The organism is Stenotrophomonas sp. 62841_Sma (assembly GCF_056482945.1).
This window is the reverse complement of record NZ_CM151224.1, coordinates 269104-286367: the sequence shown is the minus strand read 5'-3', so window position 1 is coordinate 286367 and position 17264 is coordinate 269104. Positions and strand designations below refer to the sequence as shown.

Sequence of the window (17264 nt, the reverse complement as noted above, 5' to 3'; positions counted from 1 at the left end):
TGCGTGGGGGCCTCGTGCCCGCCGATTCGTTGACCCGGTCTTGGAAGCCACGCATCGCCCGCCACCCTATCGTGGCGGCGCCTCTGTTCCTGACGAGGATGCCCGCATGTCCAACGCCCATCACCCCTACCTGACCGCAACCCTGGGCGAGGCCGCCCTGCGCCTGCCGCCGGAACTGGCGCAGCCGTTGGAAGCGGCCTTCGCCGCTGCGAACGAGGCACCCGCGCCGATCAATCTGCCCGGCTGCCTGCAGCGCATCCGCGCCGGTGATGCCGCCGACGGACAGCCGTGGACGGGGCCCGCCAGCACACCCGGCCAGGCAGTGGCCGCCGCACGCCGGGACCGCGCTGCGGTTGGCCTGGTGTCGCTGCTGGAGCTGTATCACGCCGCTGAGCGCGTGCGCGTAGACGGGGAAGAGAAAGACGATATCGGCGATGGCACGCGCGAAGGGCTGATATTGGCCTGTCGGGGGTTGGCGGAGTATGTGGCGTTGCAGGTGGGCGGGGCTCAGTAATGGGGAATGCTGAGATCCCCAACGTGCAGGTACAACGCGTCGCAACCCCGGCTAACGAATCAGGCAGACCCGCTGCTGGAATGAGCACACCCTACCCAAACCTGAAACCTGTCCTCGTTGAGCTGCGGCTGGACGAAGTGGATTCGCGTGGCGGCGCTGTTGCCGAGATGATCGCGTCCACCGCACGCCCCATGGCGCGTTCCATGAGTCCTGAACTCATGTGGTATAGCTTCGTCTTGAATGACAGAGCCATCACCCGAATCCGTCCCGCCACGCGGATACACTGCACGATCTCATTCATCAATTACGAAGGTGCGAAGGAGACGTTCCCCTGTGGCACATTGGCCGCCTTCGGAGACGGATCGTCGACAAGAGGCTTGATCCGCATCATCCGGTTTGATTGAACCTGTTCGCGCCGGACTTTCTGAGATCGCCGAGCTTGAGCGAAATGCCCTGATGCTTTACACAGCGCTGGCGTGCAATCGCACACCCAGGGCCCGGGTCACCTTCAGGATGGTCGCGAAATCCGGGCTGCGCTCGCCCGACAGTGCGCGATACAGACTCTCGCGCGACAGGCCCGCCGCACGCGCAACCTTGCTCATGCCCTGAGCGCGAGCGATATCGCCGAGCGCCTTGGCGATAAATGCAGAATCACCGTCGCTTTCTTCGATGCAGGCGTCGAGATAAGCCGCCATCTCCTCCGGCGACCGAAGATGCTCGGCCACATCAAATGATTTGAGTTCGACTTTTCTCTTGATGGCCATGATGGGACAGCTCCGGTACTTCAGTATTGAGTCATTTCGCCTACAGCCAGTTCGATGCTCACAGGGCACGCGCAATCTCCCTGGCCTTCTCGATATCGCGCTGCTGTGAACCCTTGTCGCCTCCAACCAGGAGAATCACCAACTGCCTGCCGCGCTGGGTGTAGTACACGCGGTAACCCGGTCCTGCATCGATACGCAATTCAGAAACGCCATCCGCCAGATAGCGGTGATCACCGGGATGGCCTTCAGCGAGCCGACCGATACGGGCCAGGATGCGAGCGCGTGCGGTTACGTCCTTGAGAGCGTCAATCCATGTCGCGAACTGACGGGTACGCTGGATCTTCATGGAGGACTGTAGCCTACTGGCTACAGTCCTTCAACTATCGGGAATGCGCGCATGGAGCTGTGCTCGGCCTTCCGTCTGGTGCTCCTTCCCTCGCAGCCGACGCCCCCTTCTCTCAAATTGGAAGGTGGAATCGGGTGCGTTTTCAGTAGCTCATTGTGCACGCGGACCCGATCCGCACTCACAAAATGCTGTGCTAGATTCAAGAGTGTGACATTGGCGCGCGAGATGCTTTCATGAATGCATGGGTCGAGAAATGCGCTTCTTCATCAAAACGCGGACTTCGGCGCCGCCTCTGGATCGCAGCGCGTCGTCGCCTCGCGATCGCTGTTCCGGCGCTTGTGCTGGCAGCATGTTCGAGCGCCGCGCCACCGACCCCATCAGATCATCTGAATCAAAGACAGTCCGTCGAATCAGGGAGTGAAACTGGTATGGAGCGATTCAAGAACGACATCGAGCGTTTGACCAAGGTGCGTTTTGATGATGTCGACGCGTTGAATGAACAGCTCCACACACACCTGGGAGAACCGACTCGACAAGGCTTGAGGGACGAGCGGACCGCAGAACGCGGCATGCTGGGCGGACTTGAGATCCAGAACATCACGCTGAGAAGTCCTGCCGACGATCCTACGCACGCGACCTTGGTCTTTGAGGTCGCCCCACCGAGCATCGCGCTCGGGGAAATCATCTGGGAGGAATCCGCCATGTATCCACCCCATCCGGATGCGCCTGATTCCCGCCCTTACTGGTCTGCTCAGGTGAACAGTGCCAAGGTTGTACTCGGGCTCTCCCTTGACCACAAGACGCTGACCTACGTATCGATCAGTCAGCGCTGATCCCTGTCATTGCGAAGGAGCCGCACCATGGAGCGTGCTGAAGAATTTGCACTGTCACAGCCGCAGGAGAGTGGCCGACCAGGGGCCACACATCGTCCGGCTTCGCCTTTGGTTGATCCTTCGCTGGTACCGCTTCTGACCAAATCCCCAACACTTCGAGCGGGTCTTGCACAGGCTGATCACGACAACCTGGGTGTCGAATGGGGGCCAGCCGGTGGCGGCACCTATCTTGTTCCCGGCGTGAAGATCGTCATTGACGAGAACGCCATCGGGCAAGGCTCCAGAATCGCACGTTCTCTTTCTCATGAAGTTGGGCATCATCTCTTCACCGAGCAACCAGATCGGGCGTCTAAGCAGTCCTTTGTGAACACCTCGCTGCGAGGAGAAGCAGCTGCCACGCTCAGCAATGTCCAGGTCCAGCGTGAAATCACCGCAGCCGGAGGACCGAACATTGGCGTGTCGGGCACAGGCGATCGCCCCCAGCGGTATGGAGCCATTGCCGCGAAACTCGAGGCAGGGCAGATCAACCGTAACCAAGCACTAAGTCAGATCGCTGACGTGTTCAAGACGGAGGCTCCTTCTGTTGGTCCTCATGCGACATACGAGCTTTACTATGGCGCGCACTATGATCAGCACATAGCACCCACGCAGCGTCGACGTAGGCCCGAGCCACAATTTGACGCCGAGCGCACTTCGGCTGCGGAAAGAGACGCCGTGGTCGCCGACGACTCACCCTCAATGCAACGAGCAGCTTCCTCAGTAGCTGAACTCGGCGATGCTGACCGTTCTCTCTATAGGCAGATAAGAGCAGGTGTGGAACGCCTGGACGCCGAGAGCGGGAAGCAGTGGGATGAGTCGAGCCAGCGCATGTCCGCGAGTCTGTTGGTACTCGCGAAGGAGCAAGGGCTTGCAAGAGTTGACCACGTTGTATTGAACAACCCGACAGAGTCCCTTGCACGTGGCGAGAAAGTATTCATCGTCGAGGGAGCGATGGACGATCCTGCCCAACGCCGTGGAACCATGAATACGATGGACGCGCTTCGCACATCTGAAGCAGAATCACTTCATCGCGCTGAGGCGTTGGCAGTAAATCTTGAACAGCCATCAGCGCAGCAGGTTCATGCGCAGGATGGGCCATCGTTCTCAAGGTAAGACTGCCGAGGCGCTGGGTGTGCCGCCTTTCGAACCACCCGGCAAGCGCCTGTAGCATTGCAAAGTGGCGCCGACACATGGGGGGACCGCTTATCCGAATCGAACGGATGACCTGGTTGCCGTGGAACAACTGACGCTGTTGGCTGGAGCGAGGGCATCAGCCCCGTTTTCGTATGGGGACAAGATGCACACAATCGCAATCTTCCTGGTCAGCGTCTGCACCATTGTTCTTTCAGGCTGCGCGACTACCGCACTTCCGAAAGGGGTTGCCTCAGCTGGATATACTGAAGTTGTTTCCGTCCCTCTAGGCCCTCTTCGCTACTTCTACACGGCTTCCATGCTTCCTGGTCAGGACGCCGTAGGCACGACTTATCTCGTCCGCTGCGCGAACACCGAGCGGACGATCAACCTACAGATCGCGGATGGGCTTACGATTGACGCCGAAGAGGCTTGTGCACGTGTCGATGCGGCGGCTGCCTCATCCGAGTCATGGATACCGGCAGCATCGAATAGCTATCGGATCCTTCTTGTACAGGAAGGCACTTCTGCGGTAGCGCGGGCAAGGTCGCTTGGCCGCTTTGCCACGGGCAGGACGCTCGCGCTTGTGTCACCGGTCTACGGCGATCAACACCGGACCTTCGCAAATCTCGTTGATCTGGTTGCGCACGAGAGCGTTCATGCATTGGGCCATGCTACAAAGCATCCCCGAGCGCTGGACGAAAGAAGCGCCTACTACGCGGGCCTATGCGCGCAACTTCAGATCAACGGCTTCATCACGGAAGAAGGTTTGCCGGGGGCCCCTCTCGCGTCCGGCGATCAGGCCGTACGCTACTCCTCGCAGGAAGCCTATCGCGTGCGGCTGGAAATCTATCCGTTGCTGGCGGGCGGAGGCATCCGGCTTGGAACTCCACCCGGCAAGTTGATGCTGCAACGTTGTCAGCAGATCAGACGCGAGATGAATCGGCTTCGGTAGCCTCATTGGCCCCGTCCAGAACCTGAGCCCAAGGGTCGTTTCCCCGATCATCGCGAATGGGCCAGCGCGCCGCTCTGGCCTTTTTTACTGAAACCGCCATTTCCAACGCGTTTCGGCGCTTCTCATGTGGTGCCGCTTATCCGAATCGAACGGATGACCTACTGTTTACAAGACAGTTGCTCTACCAACTGAGCTAAAGCGGCATGGGTGGTGCACCGGCGGCAGCGCCTCGGTCCGGGGATTCTAGCGCAACCGTGTGCATTCCAGCGACCGGCTCTGTGCCGCCCCGCTGCGCTGCTGGGCCTGGGCCAGCTGCGCGCCCGCCGCCAGCTGCCCTTCCAGCCACCATTGGCCGGCGTCGCCGCTGGCGATCAGGCGCGGCTGGAAGCCGGCGGCCTGCACCGCCGCCATGCGGCGCTCGGCGCCTTCACGGTTGCGGTACTGGCCCAGCGCCACGGCGTTGATGTCCTCGCCCTGGCTGATGATGTAGTAGTCGCTCAGGCCGGCGGCGACGATACGCTTCACCGTGGCCTGGGCTTCTTCGCGGCTGGCGGCGGCCGGCAGCATCACCCGGAAACGTGCGCTGCCGCTGGCAGCAGGCTGTTCGCGCAGGCGCACCTGACTGATGACGTTGCCGGCCTTGCCTTGCGCACTGCTCGCAGCAGCGCGGTCGGCGAACGGGCCCAGCGCGATGCAGCGCGGCGGCTCGGCAGCCACGGGCGGGGTTACGGGTTTTTCCGGCGCCGGGGCCGGTGCAGGCGGCGTTACCGGCTTGGCAGCGGCAGCAACCGGCGTAGCCTCAGCCACCTGTGGCCTGGCAATTTCCGGCGTGGCCGGCGTGGCCGGTGCAGGCGTCGCAGCCACAGCGGTCTTCTCCGCCGGTTCGCGTTCCACCAGCGGCGCGGTCGGGGCAGCTGCGGTCGCTTCGGCGGCCGCAGCGGCATCCACGCCACCGGGCACCCACCGCAGCTCGGCTACGCCAGCCGGTTGCGGCGGCGGCGCGGGCGGTTGCGGTGCATCGCGCAGCAGCCACCAGCAGGCGACGCCAAGATTGAGGATGGCCAGTACGACGATCAGGGCACGGGTCAGCATGCGCGGATACTAGCCTGCGGGCTGGTGCACCGCCCAGCGGGCGAGGCCATCCAGCACCAGCGAGGGGTGGTAGTCGGCGCCGGGCAGCAACGGCATCAGCGCCGGTGCGCCGCCACCGTGCACCAGCAGCGACGGTGCCACGCCCAGCAGCGCATGCGCCTGCTGCGCGCTGCGTTCGATCAGCGCCACGGCGGCGCCATCGCAGCCGGAGGCCAGCGCATCGGCGGTGTCGTTGGCGAACTCGCTGTAGTCACCCCCGGTGGCCGGCAACTGCACGGCACGCGCGTGCAGCGCTTCACGCATGGTGGTGGGCGATGCGGAAATGCGCCCGCCGTGATGCTGGCCATTGGCGTCGAGCAGATCAATCGTCAGTGCGGTGCCCACGCCGACCACCAGCACCGGGCGCTGCGCCTTGGCGGCGGCCAGCAGGGCCAGGAAGCGGTCGACGCCGAACTTTTCCGGTTTGGCATAGGCAATGCGCACGCCGGCACATTCGGCGCTGGTGCGCACCACATGCACGTGTTCGAAGCGGCGCTGCAGCTGGTCCAGCATGGCGCTGGTCAGCGACGGTGCGGCCACGCTGGCCACGAACGCGGTGGTGCCGCTGGGCAGGCTGTGCGGCGGCTGTCCGGCCATGCCTTCGGCGCCGTGCGCCCAGGCCTGTACGTCGCCGGCGCGGTCACCCTGCAACGGCGCGAACTTGAAGCGCGAGTTGCCGAGGTCGAACAACCAATCGCTCATGCCGCCCTCACGCTGACTTCGCCGGCGTGCAGCAGGCGTTCCTGGCCATCGATGCGCACGCGCAGCGCGCCGTCGTCAGCCAGGCCAAGTGCGGTGCCGTGCTGCCACTGCCCGTCCAGTTCCACGCGCACTTCGCGGCCGGCCAGCATGTCGAACGCGGCGTAGCGCGGCAGGAACGGGGCCAGTCCTTCGCGATCGAATTCTTCCAGCGCCGGCAGCAGGCGTGCCAGCACCGCGGCGACAACCACGTTGCGGTCCACCGGCTTGCCAGCCAGCGTATCCAGGTCTACCCACGGCTGGGTGATCTGCTCGGCGAACGACGGCGGCATGTGCGTGTTGATGCCGATGCCGATCACCGCGCGCGCCGGGCCGGCGTACTCGCCACCGCCTTCTGCGAGCAGGCCGACCAGCTTGCGCTTGCCGTCGACGATCAGGTCATTCGGCCACTTCAGCTGGGCCTGGATGTAGCCCAGATCGTGCAGCGCTTCGGCCACGGCGATACCGGCCACCAGGCTCAGCCCGGCCAGGCGGCCGAGGCCACCGGAGTACAGGCGCAGCACCGACAGGTAGATGTGCGCGGCCAGCGGCGAGGCCCAGGCACGCCCACGACGGCCACGGCCACCGGTCTGGCGTTCGGCCAGCAGGACGCTGACCCCGCGCTGGGGCGCGCTGCAACGCAGCAATTCAGCGTTGGTCGAGTCCACCGTCCAGGCCACCTGCAGGTCGTGCAGCAGGGCCTGAACGTCGGCAGGCAGGCCGGCGCGGATCGCGTCCGGGTCCAGCAGGTCGACCGGGCGGGTCAGGCCATAGCCTTCGCCAGCACGGCCCTCGATGTCCACACCGGCGGCCCTAAGTCCTTGAATACGCTTCCAAATGGCCGCCCGGGTCTGACCCAGCTCACGGGCCAGGGCGTCGCCGGACAGGCGACCGGCAGCGAGTTTGGCCAGCAATTGGCGATCGTCCACGGCAGCTTCCACGAAGTCAGGAAGGAATTATGCGGGAAAGCCGCCAGCGACGCCCGCCACGCTGGGTTTCGCGGGGGCTTCCAACGGGGCGCCGGGTTCGGGCTAGAATCGGGAACTCACCCTCCCTTAACGTGGATGTCGTCAATGCGCCGTTATGCCCATTGCCTGATCCTGCTGCTGATGCCCTTCGCGGCGTCTGCGACAGCAGCGCTGGACGACAGCCGTGGGGCCTGCGTGTCCTCCAATGGCGATGCCGCCTCGCAGCGCGCGCCCACCGCCAGCGCATCGGCCGCCAGCACCAAGGCGGCACCGGTACGCCCGGCGGCCAGCACCACCACCGGTGGCGGTGGCAGCGACGACGACATGCTGCCGCGCATCCGCGCGCCGAAGTGGCATAGCTACCTGCCGGGAATGTTCCGCTGATCAAGTCGTTGCTGCAGTGGCTGCGGCCTGCGCCGCGGCCGATCGACGATGCACTTTGGGATGACGCCTGCCGCCGCGCGGCCTGGCTGCACGGACTGGACGACGAACGCCGCGCACGCCTGCGTGTGCTGACCACGCGCTTCCTGCATGAGAAGACCATTACCCCGATTGGTGACCTGCAATTGCAGGCCGGCGATGGTGTGCTGCTGGCCGCGCTGTGCTGCCTGCCGCTGCTGGAATTCGGCGAGGTAGGACTGGAAGGCTGGTCGCAGCTGATCGTCTACCCGGATGCGTTCCGCGTGCACCGCAGCCACATGGATGCGGCCGGCGTGCTGCACGAGTGGGATGACGAACTGATTGGCGAATCGTGGGACAGCGGTCCGTTGATCCTGTCCTGGGCCGATGTGCAGGCCGACCTGGCGGCGCCGCACGAGGGCTACTGCGTGGCGGTGCACGAGATGGTGCACAAGCTGGATGCACTGGACGGTGCGATGGACGGCACGCCGCCGCTGCCGCGCGCATGGCAGCGCGAGTGGGCGGCCACGTTCCAGCAGGCTTACGATGCCTTCTGCGAGCGGGTGGATGCCGGCGAAGAGACGTTGATCGATCCGTATGCGGCCGAAGCGCCGGAAGAGTTCTTCGCGGTGACCAGCGAGTACCACTTCTCCGCGCCGGATCTGCTGCAGCAGGCGTTGCCGGAGGTGGCCGCGCAGCTGCGGCGGTTCTATGGCAAGCCGCCGGCGATCGAAACACGGTAGTGCCGGCCGCTGACCGGCAACCTGGCAATGCCACCGAAGATCATGAGGTTGCCGGCCAGCGGCCGGCACTACCGGAACACTACGCGCGGTTGCGCCAGGCGATGCCCGACGGACGGGAACGCGCAGCTGCCGCGGTTCTATGGCGAGCCGCCGGCGATCGAAACACGGTAGTGCCGGCCGCTGGCCGGCAACCTGGCAATGCCACCGAAGTTCATGAGGTTGCCGGCCAGCGGCCGCCACTACCGGAACGCCACGCGTTGTTGCGCCAGGCGATGCCCGGCGGACGGGAACGCGCAGCTGCGGCGGTTCTATGGCGAGCCGCCGACGATCGAAATACGGTAGTGCCGGCCGCTGGCCGGCAACCTGGCAATGCCACCGAAGATCATGAGGTTGCCGGCCAGCGGCCGGCACTACCGGAACGCCACGCGCTGTTGCGCCAGGCGATGCCCGGCAGACGGGAACGCGCAGCTGCGGCGGTTCTATGGCGAGCCGCCGGCGATCGAAACACGGTAGTGCGAGCCGCTGGCCGGCACCTTGGCAATGCCACCGAAGATGATTAGGTTGCCGGCCAGCGGCCGCCACTACCGGAACACCACGCGCTGTTGCGCCAGGCGATGCCCGGCGGACGGGAACGCGCAGCTGCGGCGGTTCTATGGCGAGCCGCCGGCGATCGAAACACGGTAGTGCGAGCCGCTGGCCGGCACCTTGGCAATGCCACCGAAGATGATTAGGTTGCCGGCCAGCGGCCGGCACTACCGGAACACCCGCGCTGTTGCGCCAGGCGATGCCCCGCGGACGGGAACGCGCAGCGGCGGCGGTTCTATGGCGAGCCGCCGACGATCGAAACACGGTAGTGCCGGCCGCTGGCCGGCACCTTGGCAATGCCACCGAAGATCATGGGGTTGCCGGCCAGCGGCCGGCACTACCGGAACGCCACGCGCTGTTGCGCCAGGCGATGCCCGGCAGACGGGAACGCGCAGCTGCGGCGGTTCTATGGCGAGCCGCCGGCGATCGAAATACGGTAGTGCCGGCCGCTGGCCGGCACCTTGGCAATGCCACCGAAGTTCATGAGGTTGCCGGCCAGCGGCCGGCACTACCGGAACACCCGCGCTGTTGCGCCAGGCGATGCCCGGCGGGCGGGAACGCGCGGATTACGGCCCCGGCGGCAGGCGCACTTCGAAACGGGCGCCGCCCAGTTCCTCGGAGCGGCCTACAGCCAGTTCACCGCGATAATCCTTGATCAGGTCCTGCACGATCGACAGGCCAATGCCGTGGCCCTGCACGCGCTCGTCGCCACGCACGCCACGCTGCAGCACCTTGCCGATGTCGTCCGGGGCGATGCCGGGGCCATCGTCGTCCACCGCAAGCAGCAGGCCCGCGCGGCGCGCGTTCGGTGCCGGCAGCGGCTGTGCGGTCAGCAGCACGCGGCGGTTGGCCCACTTGAAGGCATTCTCCAGCAGGTTGCCCAGCAGTTCCTGCAGGTCACCCGGTTCGCCGTGGAAGCGCGCAGCCGGGTCGATATCGAATTCACACAGCACGCCCTTCGAGGCATAGACCTTTTCCAGGCCACGCACGATTTCCTCGGCGTTGGATTCGATCGGCAGCGGCGCGGAGAACAGCTTGTGGCCCGACGAGGCAGCACGTGCCAGCTGGTAGGAGACCAGGTTGTTCATGCGCTGCAGCTGCACGTCCAGCTCCTCGCGCAGCGCGCCATCGCCCGCGCCGCTGTCCATCTGCGTGCGCAGCACTGCGATCGGTGTCTTCAGGCTGTGCGCCAGATCGGCCAAGGTATTGCGCTGACGCTCGAGGTTCTCGCGCTCGCTTTCAATGAAGGCGTTGATGCTGTCGGTCAGCGGTTCCAGCTCGCGCGGGTGGCGCTCGCTCATGCGCTCGGTTTCGCCGCGCTGCACCTTGGTCAGCTCGGTAATCACGCGACGCAGGGGCCGCAGGCTCCACTGCAGAATGACGGTCTGCAGCAGCAGCAGGATCAGGCCGATGCCACCGAGGTAGAACCAGACCCGGCTGCGGAACACCCGCAGCTGTGCACCCAGCGCGCGCGAGTCTTCCATCACGTAGATGGTGTACGGGAATTCGGTGGCGGGGTCGGCGTCGGCATCCCACACCAGGCCCAGGCCATAGCGGTACACCGAGCCTTGGCTGCCGTCGATCTGGATCATCGGCAGCGGGCCTTCGAACACTTCCTGGCGCGGCGCCAGCAGGCCGCCGCCGACGGTGGGCAGCATCGGGCCTTCGGCGGACATCGAATTGCCCTTGCCGTGCGGCATCACCACCTGCAGGTACAGGCCGCTGCCCGGCACGTCGAAGCGCGAATCCGGCGGCTGCTCGCGGATGTACAGCGAGCGGTCGCGGGTGAAGTCGATGCCGGCCGCATAGGCGGTGGCGTAGTTCTTCAGGCGCTCGCGCAGGTTCGCCTTCGCCGTATCGGCGAAGGCGGCGTCGAGCGCGTAACCGGCCAGCGCCAGGAACGCGACCAGACCCACGGACGCGGCGAACATCTGGCGCGCCTGCAGTGAGCGCGGCCGCCAGCGTCGGAAGAACCACAGACGGCCGGACATCGTGTTATCGCCAGGGTAAGCCGGCTCAGCCCTCGTTGCGCGGAATCGCGAAACGGTAGCCGCGACCGCGCACGGTCTCGATCGGCTTCAGTTCGCCATCCGGGTCCAGCTTCTTGCGCAGGCGGCCGATGAACACTTCCAGCACGTTCGAGTCGCGGTCGAAGTCCTGCTGGTAGATGTGCTCGGTGAGGTCGGCCTTCGAGACCAGTTCACCGGCATGCATCATCAGGTACTCCAGCACCTTGTACTCGTAGCTGGTCAGGTCGACATTGCTGCCGGCCACGCTGACGGTCTGGGCGGCGAGATCCAGCGCAACCGGGCCGCATTCCAGCGTCGGCTTGCTCCAGCCAGCGGCGCGGCGCAGCAGCGCGTTGACGCGGGCCAGCAGTTCTTCGACGTGGAACGGCTTGACCAGGTAATCGTCGGCGCCCTGCTTCAGGCCCTCGACCTTGTCCTGCCAGCTCGAACGCGCGGTCAGGATCAGGACCGGGAACTTCTTGCCTTCGTCACGCAGGGCCTTGATCAGCTCCATGCCCGACATCTTGGGCAGGCCGAGGTCGATGATGCCGACATCGAACGGAACTTCGCGCCCCATGTAGAGGCCTTCCTCGCCGTCCTGCGCAGCATCGACGGCAAAGCCTTCGCGCTTGAGCCGGGCTGCCAGGGTCTCACGCAGCGGGGCTTCGTCTTCGACCAGAAGGATACGCATGAACTCTCCCTAGTGTCCTGGGTGTGGCCCGGAGGCCTGTGGGGTACGGGTTGATAGCGACAACTATCCCTGTTCAGGGGTTATCGCCGCGTAGTGATGACATATCCGACCGCGGCGTGCGCGGCTGTGAACGCGACGGGGCGGGGTCGTCCATGTAGCGGACCCGGCCCCGATCGTCCATGTACTTCACCCGGTTGATATCACGACCATCGAACGGCACGCGCTCGGCGCCGAGGATGTGGCCGCCGGTGGTGCGCTGCACGCGGCGCACGGCATCGGACAGCGACCGCTCGTCGCCACGGTTGCCGCGCTCACCCCGCTCCATCATCTCCGCCCGCGCCTGCTCGCCACGCGGTGGCTGTTGCGCCAGCGCCGAAGACAGCGGCACAGCCGACAGGACCACGCAGGTGGCCAGGGCAATGCGGCGATGGAAGGGAGCGGAAGACATCGATGCGATCCTAGCCGAGCACGGCGATTCGTTCAAAAGTCGTAAATCCGGCGCCGGGTTCGAAACCCAGCGTTTTACAAATCTTTTGCAAATTCTTGGTTTACAGCGGTGAATCCGGTCTGAACTTTTCCGGCCCTGCGCCCGAGTCGTTCAGCTAAGTGAACATTCGGGGCGAATCGCCGTCCCTTGTCAAGTCAGGAATGTGACTGCGGTCACGCTGCGGCGCGATCAGCTTCGCGGTCGGTGACCGCCAAGGCCTGTTCGATCAGGCTCCAGCCGGCACCGGGGCGGTGTGCGCCCTCGCTCAGCACCTGGCGGAATGCGCGCCCACCGGGCTGGCCGTGGAACAGGCCGAGCAGGTGGCGGGTGATGTGCTTCAGCGCCAGGCCTTCCCCCAGCCGCGCCTCGATGTAGGGGCGCATCGCGCGCAGCAGGTCGCCACGGGCCTGCAGCGGGGCGCCGGTGTGCAGCGCCTCCAGCTGATGCAGCAGGTAGGGGTCGTGGTAGGCCGCGCGGCCCAGCATCACGCCATCGACGTGCGCGGCCTGCGCCTGCACCGCCTCGATGCTGGCCAGGCCGCCGTTGATCACCACCGGCAGTGCCGGGCGCTCCTGCTTCAGGCGGTAGGCCCAGTCGTACTTCAGCGGCGGAACCTCGCGGTTCTCCTTCGGCGACAGGCCCTTCAGCCACGCGTTGCGCGCGTGCACCACCACCATCGCCGCACCGGCGGCGACCTGGCGGTCGACGAAGCTGGCAAACACGTCGTAGTCGTTGTCCTCGTCCACGCCCAGGCGGCACTTCACCGTCACCGGGATATCAACCGCGTCGACCATCGCCGCGACGCATTCGGCCACCAGCGCCGGTTCGCGCATCAGGCAGGCGCCAAAACGCCCGGCCTGCACGCGGTCGGACGGGCAGCCGCAGTTGAGGTTGACCTCGTCATAGCCCCACTCGGCGGCGATGCGCGCGGCCTGCGCCAGCAGCACCGGATCACTGCCACCCAGCTGCAGCGCCAGCGGCTGCTCGGTGCGGTCGAAGCCGAGCAGGCGCTCGCGGTCGCCGTGGATGACCGCGTTGGCGTGCACCATTTCCGTGTACAGGCGCGCGCCCGGCGCCAGCACGCGATGGAACACGCGGCAATGGCGGTCCGTCCAGTCCATCATCGGGGCAACGGACAGGCGCAGGGAATCGGCGTAACGGGCGGTGGCGGACGTCATCGGGGCATTGATCGTGGAGACTGGCATTGCCAGTGAGATCAATAGTTTACACCGGGCGGCTGAATGCGCCCGGTCAGCCGCGCGGCGAGCGCCGGTTCGGCCCGGCTCCGGCTGGCGGCCGGGGCGGGCTGGGCGGTGGCGGCGGACGCTTCCTGCCCTCGGGGAGCTTGGGGTTCGCGTTCTCCATGGATACGACCAACTGGTCCAGTGGTGGGTTGGAACCCTTCCTCAACTTAGCCATCGTCTGTCTCCTGGAGAATCTCGACCCACTGCACATCCACTGCGTGAATCAGTATGCCATCGAGCTGCGGAAGCTCGACCACGGCGGGGCTGGCTACGGGATCCGCTGCTGGATCGGCACCTTCATCGGGTGGATCCGCATCCACCAGCCAGGCCGGCATCTGCATGTAGAACTGTCCCGCAGCGGGGCTGATCGGCCACTCCTTGGGATAGCCGGTCAATCGACGGCCATCCTTCAATTGCAGCACCACGAAGGCAGGACGCGTACCGAGCACGCAGTACCACTCGCTCGGGTGGGATGTCCTCGTGGTGAAGCCTGCACGACGGAGAACCCTGTGGAGGGAATCCTTGTTCGCAGCGAGGGCCAATCCTGCCCCCAGCAGTGCGGCGAGGACAAAACCCCATAGCAGGCTGCTGGTCTCGGTCCAGGTCCCCAGCACAAAGCAGCGACCAGCCAGCAGGAGCATCAGTTCGGTGAACTTCACCAGCACCTGGACCGCGAAGGTGAACACCAACGCTTCCACGGTCCGTTCGAACTGCGGCGGCTTGGGATGGGATGTCAGCCCATAGAACACCCATGCCGCCAGGAAGCCCGGCAGCAGAAAGGTCAGCAGCGTGGTGGCGTTGTTGAAGAGCGAATCCATTCCGGCAGAAGTACTCCGTCGTGAGGATCACAACGGAGCACGATCGCGGCGATTCTTCCACCTTGGGTGGGGTTCACAGGCTGAAGATGCAGCAACCGCAACAGCGGCCATGGCGTTGCAGTTGCTCCACGAGAGCCGATTGCGTCAATGCGCGCTGCCAGCAGCGCCTTTGCCACCCACCTGCTCAATGAGGGTCTGGCCGGCCGCATTGAGCCCCACCACCGTCACCTCCGCCCCATGCGCGGCCAGCTTTTCCTGCGCCCGCTCCAGCGCGGCCACGGCAGTCAGGTCCCACAGGTGGGCATCGCGCAGATCAATCTGCACCTTCGGCGCCACGTGCTGGTAATCGAACGCTGCACCCAGCTGCCCCGCCGAGGCGAAGAACACCTGCCCGCGCACGCGGTAGACCTGCGTGTCACTGGCATCGTCGCGCTGCACGTCCAGCATGCGGCCAACCTTGCGCGCGAAGAACAGGGCCGACAGCAGCACACCGCTGAGCACGCCCTTGGCCAGATCGTGGGTAGCCACGGTGACCACCACGGTCAGCAGCATCACGGCGGAGGAACTGCGCGGATGCGTGCGCAGGTCGCGCAGCGAGCGCCAGCTGAAGGTGCCAATGCTGACCATGATCATCACCGCCACCAGCGCCGCCATCGGGATCTGCCGCACCAGATCGCTGCCGTACACCACCAGTATCAGCAGGAACACGCCGGCCACCAGGCAGGACAGGCGGCCGCGGCCACCGGAGGTCACGTTGATCACCGACTGGCCGATCATCGCGCAACCTGCCATGCCACCGAGGAAGCCGGTGACCGTGTTCGCCACGCCCTGGCCGACACATTCGCGGTTGCGCTCGCTCGGCGTTTCGGTGATGTCCTCAACGATCTGCAGGGTCATCATCGATTCGAGCAGGCCGACCACGGCCAGCGTGGCCGACACCGGCAGCAGGATGCGCAGCGTCTCCCAGGTGAGCGGCACATCGGGCAGCAGGAAATGCGGCAGGCTGTCGGGCAGCTGGCCCATGTCGCCGACGCTGCGTACGTCCACGCCGAAGCCGATCACCACGGCGGTCAGCACCACAATGGCCACCAGAGGCGACGGCACCGCGCGGGTAATCCGTGGCAGCAGGTAGATGATCGCCAACGCGGCGGCGCACAGCACGTAGACCGTAGGACCGCGACCGATCAGCTCGGGCATCTGCGCCAGGAAGATCAGGATCGCCAGCGCGTTGACGAAGCCGGTGATGACCGAGCGCGAGACGAAGCGCATCAACGCGCCGAGCTTGAACACGCCGGCCAGCACCTGCAGCAGGCCGGCCAGGATGCTGGCAGCGAACAGGTACTGCAGGCCGTGGTCCTTGACCAGGTCGACCATCACCAGCGCCATCGCACCGGTGGCGGCGGAGATCATGCCAGGGCGGCCGCCAGCAATGGCAGTGATGACGGCAATCGAGAACGCGGCGTACAGGCCAACCTTGGGGTCGACGCCGGCAATGAGCGAGAACGCGATGGCCTCGGGAATCAGGGCCAGGGCGACGACGATGCCGGACAGCAGGTCGCCACGGATGTTGCCGAGCCATTGCTGGCGCAGGGGGTAGGACGTTTGCATGGGAAAGCTCCGCGCGCAGGCGGGCGTGGCCGCATGGCGCTGCAGTGGAAAGACACGGGTTCCTGAGCCGGGCGGGCCGGCTGCCGATGTGCGGCAAGGGTCAGGGTGGCGTGATCACTGCAGGCGGGCGTCGGTACGTGGGAGGGACGCAGTCTACGGGAAGCGGCCCCACGGGGGTAGCGCGGTTGGCCGGCGAAGGCAGCGAAAGGCAGCGGAGCCTGGCTCCGCTCTACAATTGAACCATGGCCGCCAACCGCCCGCAGTTCTTCGACCCCGCCACCGAACAGGGCGTGCTGCGCCTGTCGATCGCCGCCTCGCTGCTGCTGGCCGCGGCGGCGGTGGTGTTCGGCCTGCTGGCCAATTCCTCGCTGATCATCTTCGACGGCATCTACGGCCTGATCGACGTGGTGATGACCTGGCTGTCACTGCTGGTGGCGCGCCTGATCGCGCTGTCCACGCAGACCGATGCGCTGCAATCGCGGCTCAACCAGCGCTTCACCATGGGCTTCTGGCACCTGGAGCCGATCGTGCTGGGGGTCAGCGGCACACTGATGATCGGTGCGGCGCTGTATGCGCTGGTCAATGCGGTGGACGCGTTGATGTCCGGGGGCCGCCACATCGCCCTCGGCCCGGCCATTGCCTTCGCCGGGCTGTCGATCGTGGGCGAAGGCGCACTGGCCTGGTTCATCCTGCGCGCCAACCGTCGCATCGGCTCGGAGTTCATCGCATTGGACGCTAAGAACTGGGTGATCGCGGCCAGCATGTCGGCCTGCTACCTGCTGGCTTTCCTCGGCGGCGTGCTGGTGCAGGGCACGTCGCTGGCGTGGGTCGGGCCGTACATCGACCCGGCCATCCTCGCCTTCGTCTGCGTGCTGGTGATGATCGCCCCGCTCGGCACAGTGAGGCGGGCGCTGGCCGGCATCCTGCTGGTCACCCCGCCGGAACTGCAGGCCCATGTGGATGCAGTGGCACGCGGGATCGTGGCCAAGCACGGCTTCGTCGAGCACCGCAGCTACGTGGCCCAGGTGGGGCGTGGCGAGCAGATCGAGCTGTTCTTCGTGGTACCGGAAAACGACCCGCCGCGGCCCCTGGTGGAATGGGACCAGCTGCGCGATGAGATCGGCGATGCACTGGGCGAAGCCTCGCCGGACCGCTGGCTGACCATCATGTTCACCACCGACCGCGAATGGACGATCTAGGCTGGCAGGACGATCAATCAAATTTTTCGTACGCATTGCAACCCAACGTACGCGGAAACCGG

The 17264-nt window shown here is 65.7% G+C and carries 19 protein-coding genes and 1 tRNA gene; 8 read left to right on the top strand and 12 right to left on the bottom strand.

What is annotated here, in order from left to right; translation table 11 throughout:
• Positions 1–106 precede the first annotated feature (106 nt).
• Together ACZK5G_RS01285 and ACZK5G_RS01280 are read left to right on the top strand one after the other, a co-directional pair.
• Positions 107–514: a hypothetical protein gene (locus ACZK5G_RS01285; protein WP_121505132.1), complete on the top strand. Its 408-nt coding sequence runs from the start codon at positions 107–109 to the stop codon at positions 512–514.
• An 80-nt stretch (positions 515–594) separates the two neighbouring features.
• Positions 595–918 (top strand): hypothetical protein, encoded by a 324-nt coding sequence (locus tag ACZK5G_RS01280; protein WP_478465067.1) that lies wholly within the window; start codon positions 595–597, stop codon positions 916–918.
• A gap of 57 nt (positions 919–975) precedes the next feature.
• Here the strand turns inward: ACZK5G_RS01280 and ACZK5G_RS01275 are convergent, their stop codons facing one another.
• Together ACZK5G_RS01275 and ACZK5G_RS01270 are read right to left on the bottom strand one after the other, a co-directional pair.
• A complete protein-coding gene (locus ACZK5G_RS01275; RefSeq protein WP_478465065.1) occupies positions 976–1278 on the bottom strand; it encodes an addiction module antidote protein in 303 nt (100 codons plus the stop codon).
• A gap of 58 nt (positions 1279–1336) precedes the next feature.
• A complete protein-coding gene (locus tag ACZK5G_RS01270) occupies positions 1337–1624 on the bottom strand; it encodes a type II toxin-antitoxin system RelE/ParE family toxin (protein WP_010486984.1) in 288 nt (95 codons plus the stop codon).
• A 233-nt stretch (positions 1625–1857) separates the two neighbouring features.
• Between ACZK5G_RS01270 and ACZK5G_RS01265 the strand changes: the two genes are divergently transcribed.
• The 3 genes from ACZK5G_RS01265 to ACZK5G_RS01255 all read left to right on the top strand — a co-directional run bounded on the left by ACZK5G_RS01265 (position 1858) and on the right by ACZK5G_RS01255 (position 4582).
• Positions 1858–2457, top strand: coding sequence for a hypothetical protein (locus ACZK5G_RS01265; protein ID WP_478465062.1), 600 nt, complete (start codon positions 1858–1860; stop codon positions 2455–2457).
• A gap of 27 nt (positions 2458–2484) precedes the next feature.
• Positions 2485–3609 (top strand): XVIPCD domain-containing protein, encoded by a 1125-nt coding sequence (locus ACZK5G_RS01260; RefSeq protein WP_478465060.1) that lies wholly within the window; start codon positions 2485–2487, stop codon positions 3607–3609.
• A gap of 121 nt (positions 3610–3730) precedes the next feature.
• Positions 3731–4582 carry a hypothetical protein gene (locus ACZK5G_RS01255; protein ID WP_478465059.1) on the top strand — a complete coding sequence of 284 codons (852 nt, stop codon included), beginning with the start codon at positions 3731–3733 and terminating at the stop codon, positions 4580–4582.
• Between the two features lie 127 nt (positions 4583–4709).
• Here the strand turns inward: ACZK5G_RS01255 and ACZK5G_RS01250 are convergent.
• The 4 genes from ACZK5G_RS01250 to birA form a co-directional block, all read right to left on the bottom strand.
• Positions 4710–4785: transfer RNA gene (locus tag ACZK5G_RS01250), tRNA-Thr, on the bottom strand.
• Between the two features lie 40 nt (positions 4786–4825).
• Positions 4826–5674, bottom strand: coding sequence for an SPOR domain-containing protein (locus ACZK5G_RS01245; protein WP_478465057.1), 849 nt, complete (start codon positions 5672–5674; stop codon positions 4826–4828).
• A 9-nt stretch (positions 5675–5683) separates the two neighbouring features.
• Positions 5684–6415 (bottom strand): type III pantothenate kinase, encoded by a 732-nt coding sequence (locus ACZK5G_RS01240; protein ID WP_012509777.1) that lies wholly within the window; start codon positions 6413–6415, stop codon positions 5684–5686.
• Positions 6412–7380 (bottom strand): bifunctional biotin--[acetyl-CoA-carboxylase] ligase/biotin operon repressor BirA, encoded by a 969-nt coding sequence (gene birA, locus ACZK5G_RS01235; protein WP_478465055.1) that lies wholly within the window; start codon positions 7378–7380, stop codon positions 6412–6414. The genes ACZK5G_RS01240 and birA overlap by 4 nt, the downstream gene beginning before the upstream one ends.
• A gap of 144 nt (positions 7381–7524) precedes the next feature.
• On the opposite strand from birA, the gene ACZK5G_RS01230 reads away from it, so the two are divergent.
• Both ACZK5G_RS01230 and ACZK5G_RS01225 read left to right on the top strand, forming a co-directional pair.
• A complete protein-coding gene (locus ACZK5G_RS01230; RefSeq protein ID WP_032128189.1) occupies positions 7525–7803 on the top strand; it encodes a hypothetical protein in 279 nt (92 codons plus the stop codon).
• Positions 7804–7811: 8 nt separating this feature from the next.
• Positions 7812–8561, top strand: coding sequence for a M90 family metallopeptidase (locus ACZK5G_RS01225; RefSeq protein WP_478465053.1), 750 nt, complete (start codon positions 7812–7814; stop codon positions 8559–8561).
• Between the two features lie 1151 nt (positions 8562–9712).
• Here the strand turns inward: ACZK5G_RS01225 and ACZK5G_RS01220 are convergent.
• The 6 genes from ACZK5G_RS01220 to ACZK5G_RS01195 form a co-directional block, all read right to left on the bottom strand.
• On the bottom strand, positions 9713–11137 hold the full coding sequence (locus tag ACZK5G_RS01220) for an ATP-binding protein (RefSeq protein ID WP_071229404.1): 1425 nt from the start codon (positions 11135–11137) through the stop codon (positions 9713–9715).
• Between the two features lie 25 nt (positions 11138–11162).
• Complete coding sequence (locus tag ACZK5G_RS01215) at positions 11163–11846, bottom strand: response regulator transcription factor (protein WP_004136763.1); 684 nt, start codon at positions 11844–11846, stop codon at positions 11163–11165.
• Positions 11847–11919: 73 nt separating this feature from the next.
• Positions 11920–12294 (bottom strand): hypothetical protein, encoded by a 375-nt coding sequence (locus ACZK5G_RS01210; RefSeq protein ID WP_010487000.1) that lies wholly within the window; start codon positions 12292–12294, stop codon positions 11920–11922.
• Between the two features lie 212 nt (positions 12295–12506).
• A complete protein-coding gene (gene dusA, locus ACZK5G_RS01205; protein WP_478465051.1) occupies positions 12507–13538 on the bottom strand; it encodes a tRNA dihydrouridine(20/20a) synthase DusA in 1032 nt (343 codons plus the stop codon).
• Positions 13539–13744: 206 nt separating this feature from the next.
• Positions 13745–14395, bottom strand: coding sequence for a DUF6338 family protein (locus ACZK5G_RS01200; protein WP_032128193.1), 651 nt, complete (start codon positions 14393–14395; stop codon positions 13745–13747).
• Positions 14396–14539: 144 nt separating this feature from the next.
• Complete coding sequence (locus tag ACZK5G_RS01195) at positions 14540–16003, bottom strand: SulP family inorganic anion transporter (protein ID WP_478465049.1); 1464 nt, start codon at positions 16001–16003, stop codon at positions 14540–14542.
• A 242-nt stretch (positions 16004–16245) separates the two neighbouring features.
• On the opposite strand from ACZK5G_RS01195, the gene ACZK5G_RS01190 reads away from it, so the two are divergent.
• A complete protein-coding gene (locus tag ACZK5G_RS01190; protein WP_032128195.1) occupies positions 16246–17202 on the top strand; it encodes a cation diffusion facilitator family transporter in 957 nt (318 codons plus the stop codon).
• The last annotated feature ends 62 nt before the right edge of the window (positions 17203–17264 follow it).

What these genes read in the sequence shown, in the direction of transcription:
- ACZK5G_RS01195 (WP_478465049.1), bottom strand. Translation starts at nt 16,003, where the DNA reads ATGCAAACGTCCTACCCCCTGCGCCAGCAATGGCTCGGCAACATCCGT.
- ACZK5G_RS01245 (WP_478465057.1), bottom strand. Translation starts at nt 5,674, where the DNA reads ATGCTGACCCGTGCCCTGATCGTCGTACTGGCCATCCTCAATCTTGGC.
- dusA (WP_478465051.1), bottom strand. Translation starts at nt 13,538, where the DNA reads ATGCCAGTCTCCACGATCAATGCCCCGATGACGTCCGCCACCGCCCGT.
- ACZK5G_RS01280 (WP_478465067.1), top strand. Translation starts at nt 595, where the DNA reads ATGAGCACACCCTACCCAAACCTGAAACCTGTCCTCGTTGAGCTGCGG.
- ACZK5G_RS01215 (WP_004136763.1), bottom strand. Translation starts at nt 11,846, where the DNA reads ATGCGTATCCTTCTGGTCGAAGACGAAGCCCCGCTGCGTGAGACCCTG.
- ACZK5G_RS01265 (WP_478465062.1), top strand. Translation starts at nt 1,858, where the DNA reads ATGAATGCATGGGTCGAGAAATGCGCTTCTTCATCAAAACGCGGACTT.
- ACZK5G_RS01190 (WP_032128195.1), top strand. Translation starts at nt 16,246, where the DNA reads ATGGCCGCCAACCGCCCGCAGTTCTTCGACCCCGCCACCGAACAGGGC.
- ACZK5G_RS01275 (WP_478465065.1), bottom strand. Translation starts at nt 1,278, where the DNA reads ATGGCCATCAAGAGAAAAGTCGAACTCAAATCATTTGATGTGGCCGAG.
- ACZK5G_RS01270 (WP_010486984.1), bottom strand. Translation starts at nt 1,624, where the DNA reads ATGAAGATCCAGCGTACCCGTCAGTTCGCGACATGGATTGACGCTCTC.
- ACZK5G_RS01240 (WP_012509777.1), bottom strand. Translation starts at nt 6,415, where the DNA reads ATGAGCGATTGGTTGTTCGACCTCGGCAACTCGCGCTTCAAGTTCGCG.
- ACZK5G_RS01230 (WP_032128189.1), top strand. Translation starts at nt 7,525, where the DNA reads ATGCGCCGTTATGCCCATTGCCTGATCCTGCTGCTGATGCCCTTCGCG.
- ACZK5G_RS01260 (WP_478465060.1), top strand. Translation starts at nt 2,485, where the DNA reads ATGGAGCGTGCTGAAGAATTTGCACTGTCACAGCCGCAGGAGAGTGGC.
- ACZK5G_RS01210 (WP_010487000.1), bottom strand. Translation starts at nt 12,294, where the DNA reads ATGTCTTCCGCTCCCTTCCATCGCCGCATTGCCCTGGCCACCTGCGTG.
- ACZK5G_RS01220 (WP_071229404.1), bottom strand. Translation starts at nt 11,137, where the DNA reads ATGTCCGGCCGTCTGTGGTTCTTCCGACGCTGGCGGCCGCGCTCACTG.
- ACZK5G_RS01285 (WP_121505132.1), top strand. Translation starts at nt 107, where the DNA reads ATGTCCAACGCCCATCACCCCTACCTGACCGCAACCCTGGGCGAGGCC.
- ACZK5G_RS01200 (WP_032128193.1), bottom strand. Translation starts at nt 14,395, where the DNA reads ATGGATTCGCTCTTCAACAACGCCACCACGCTGCTGACCTTTCTGCTG.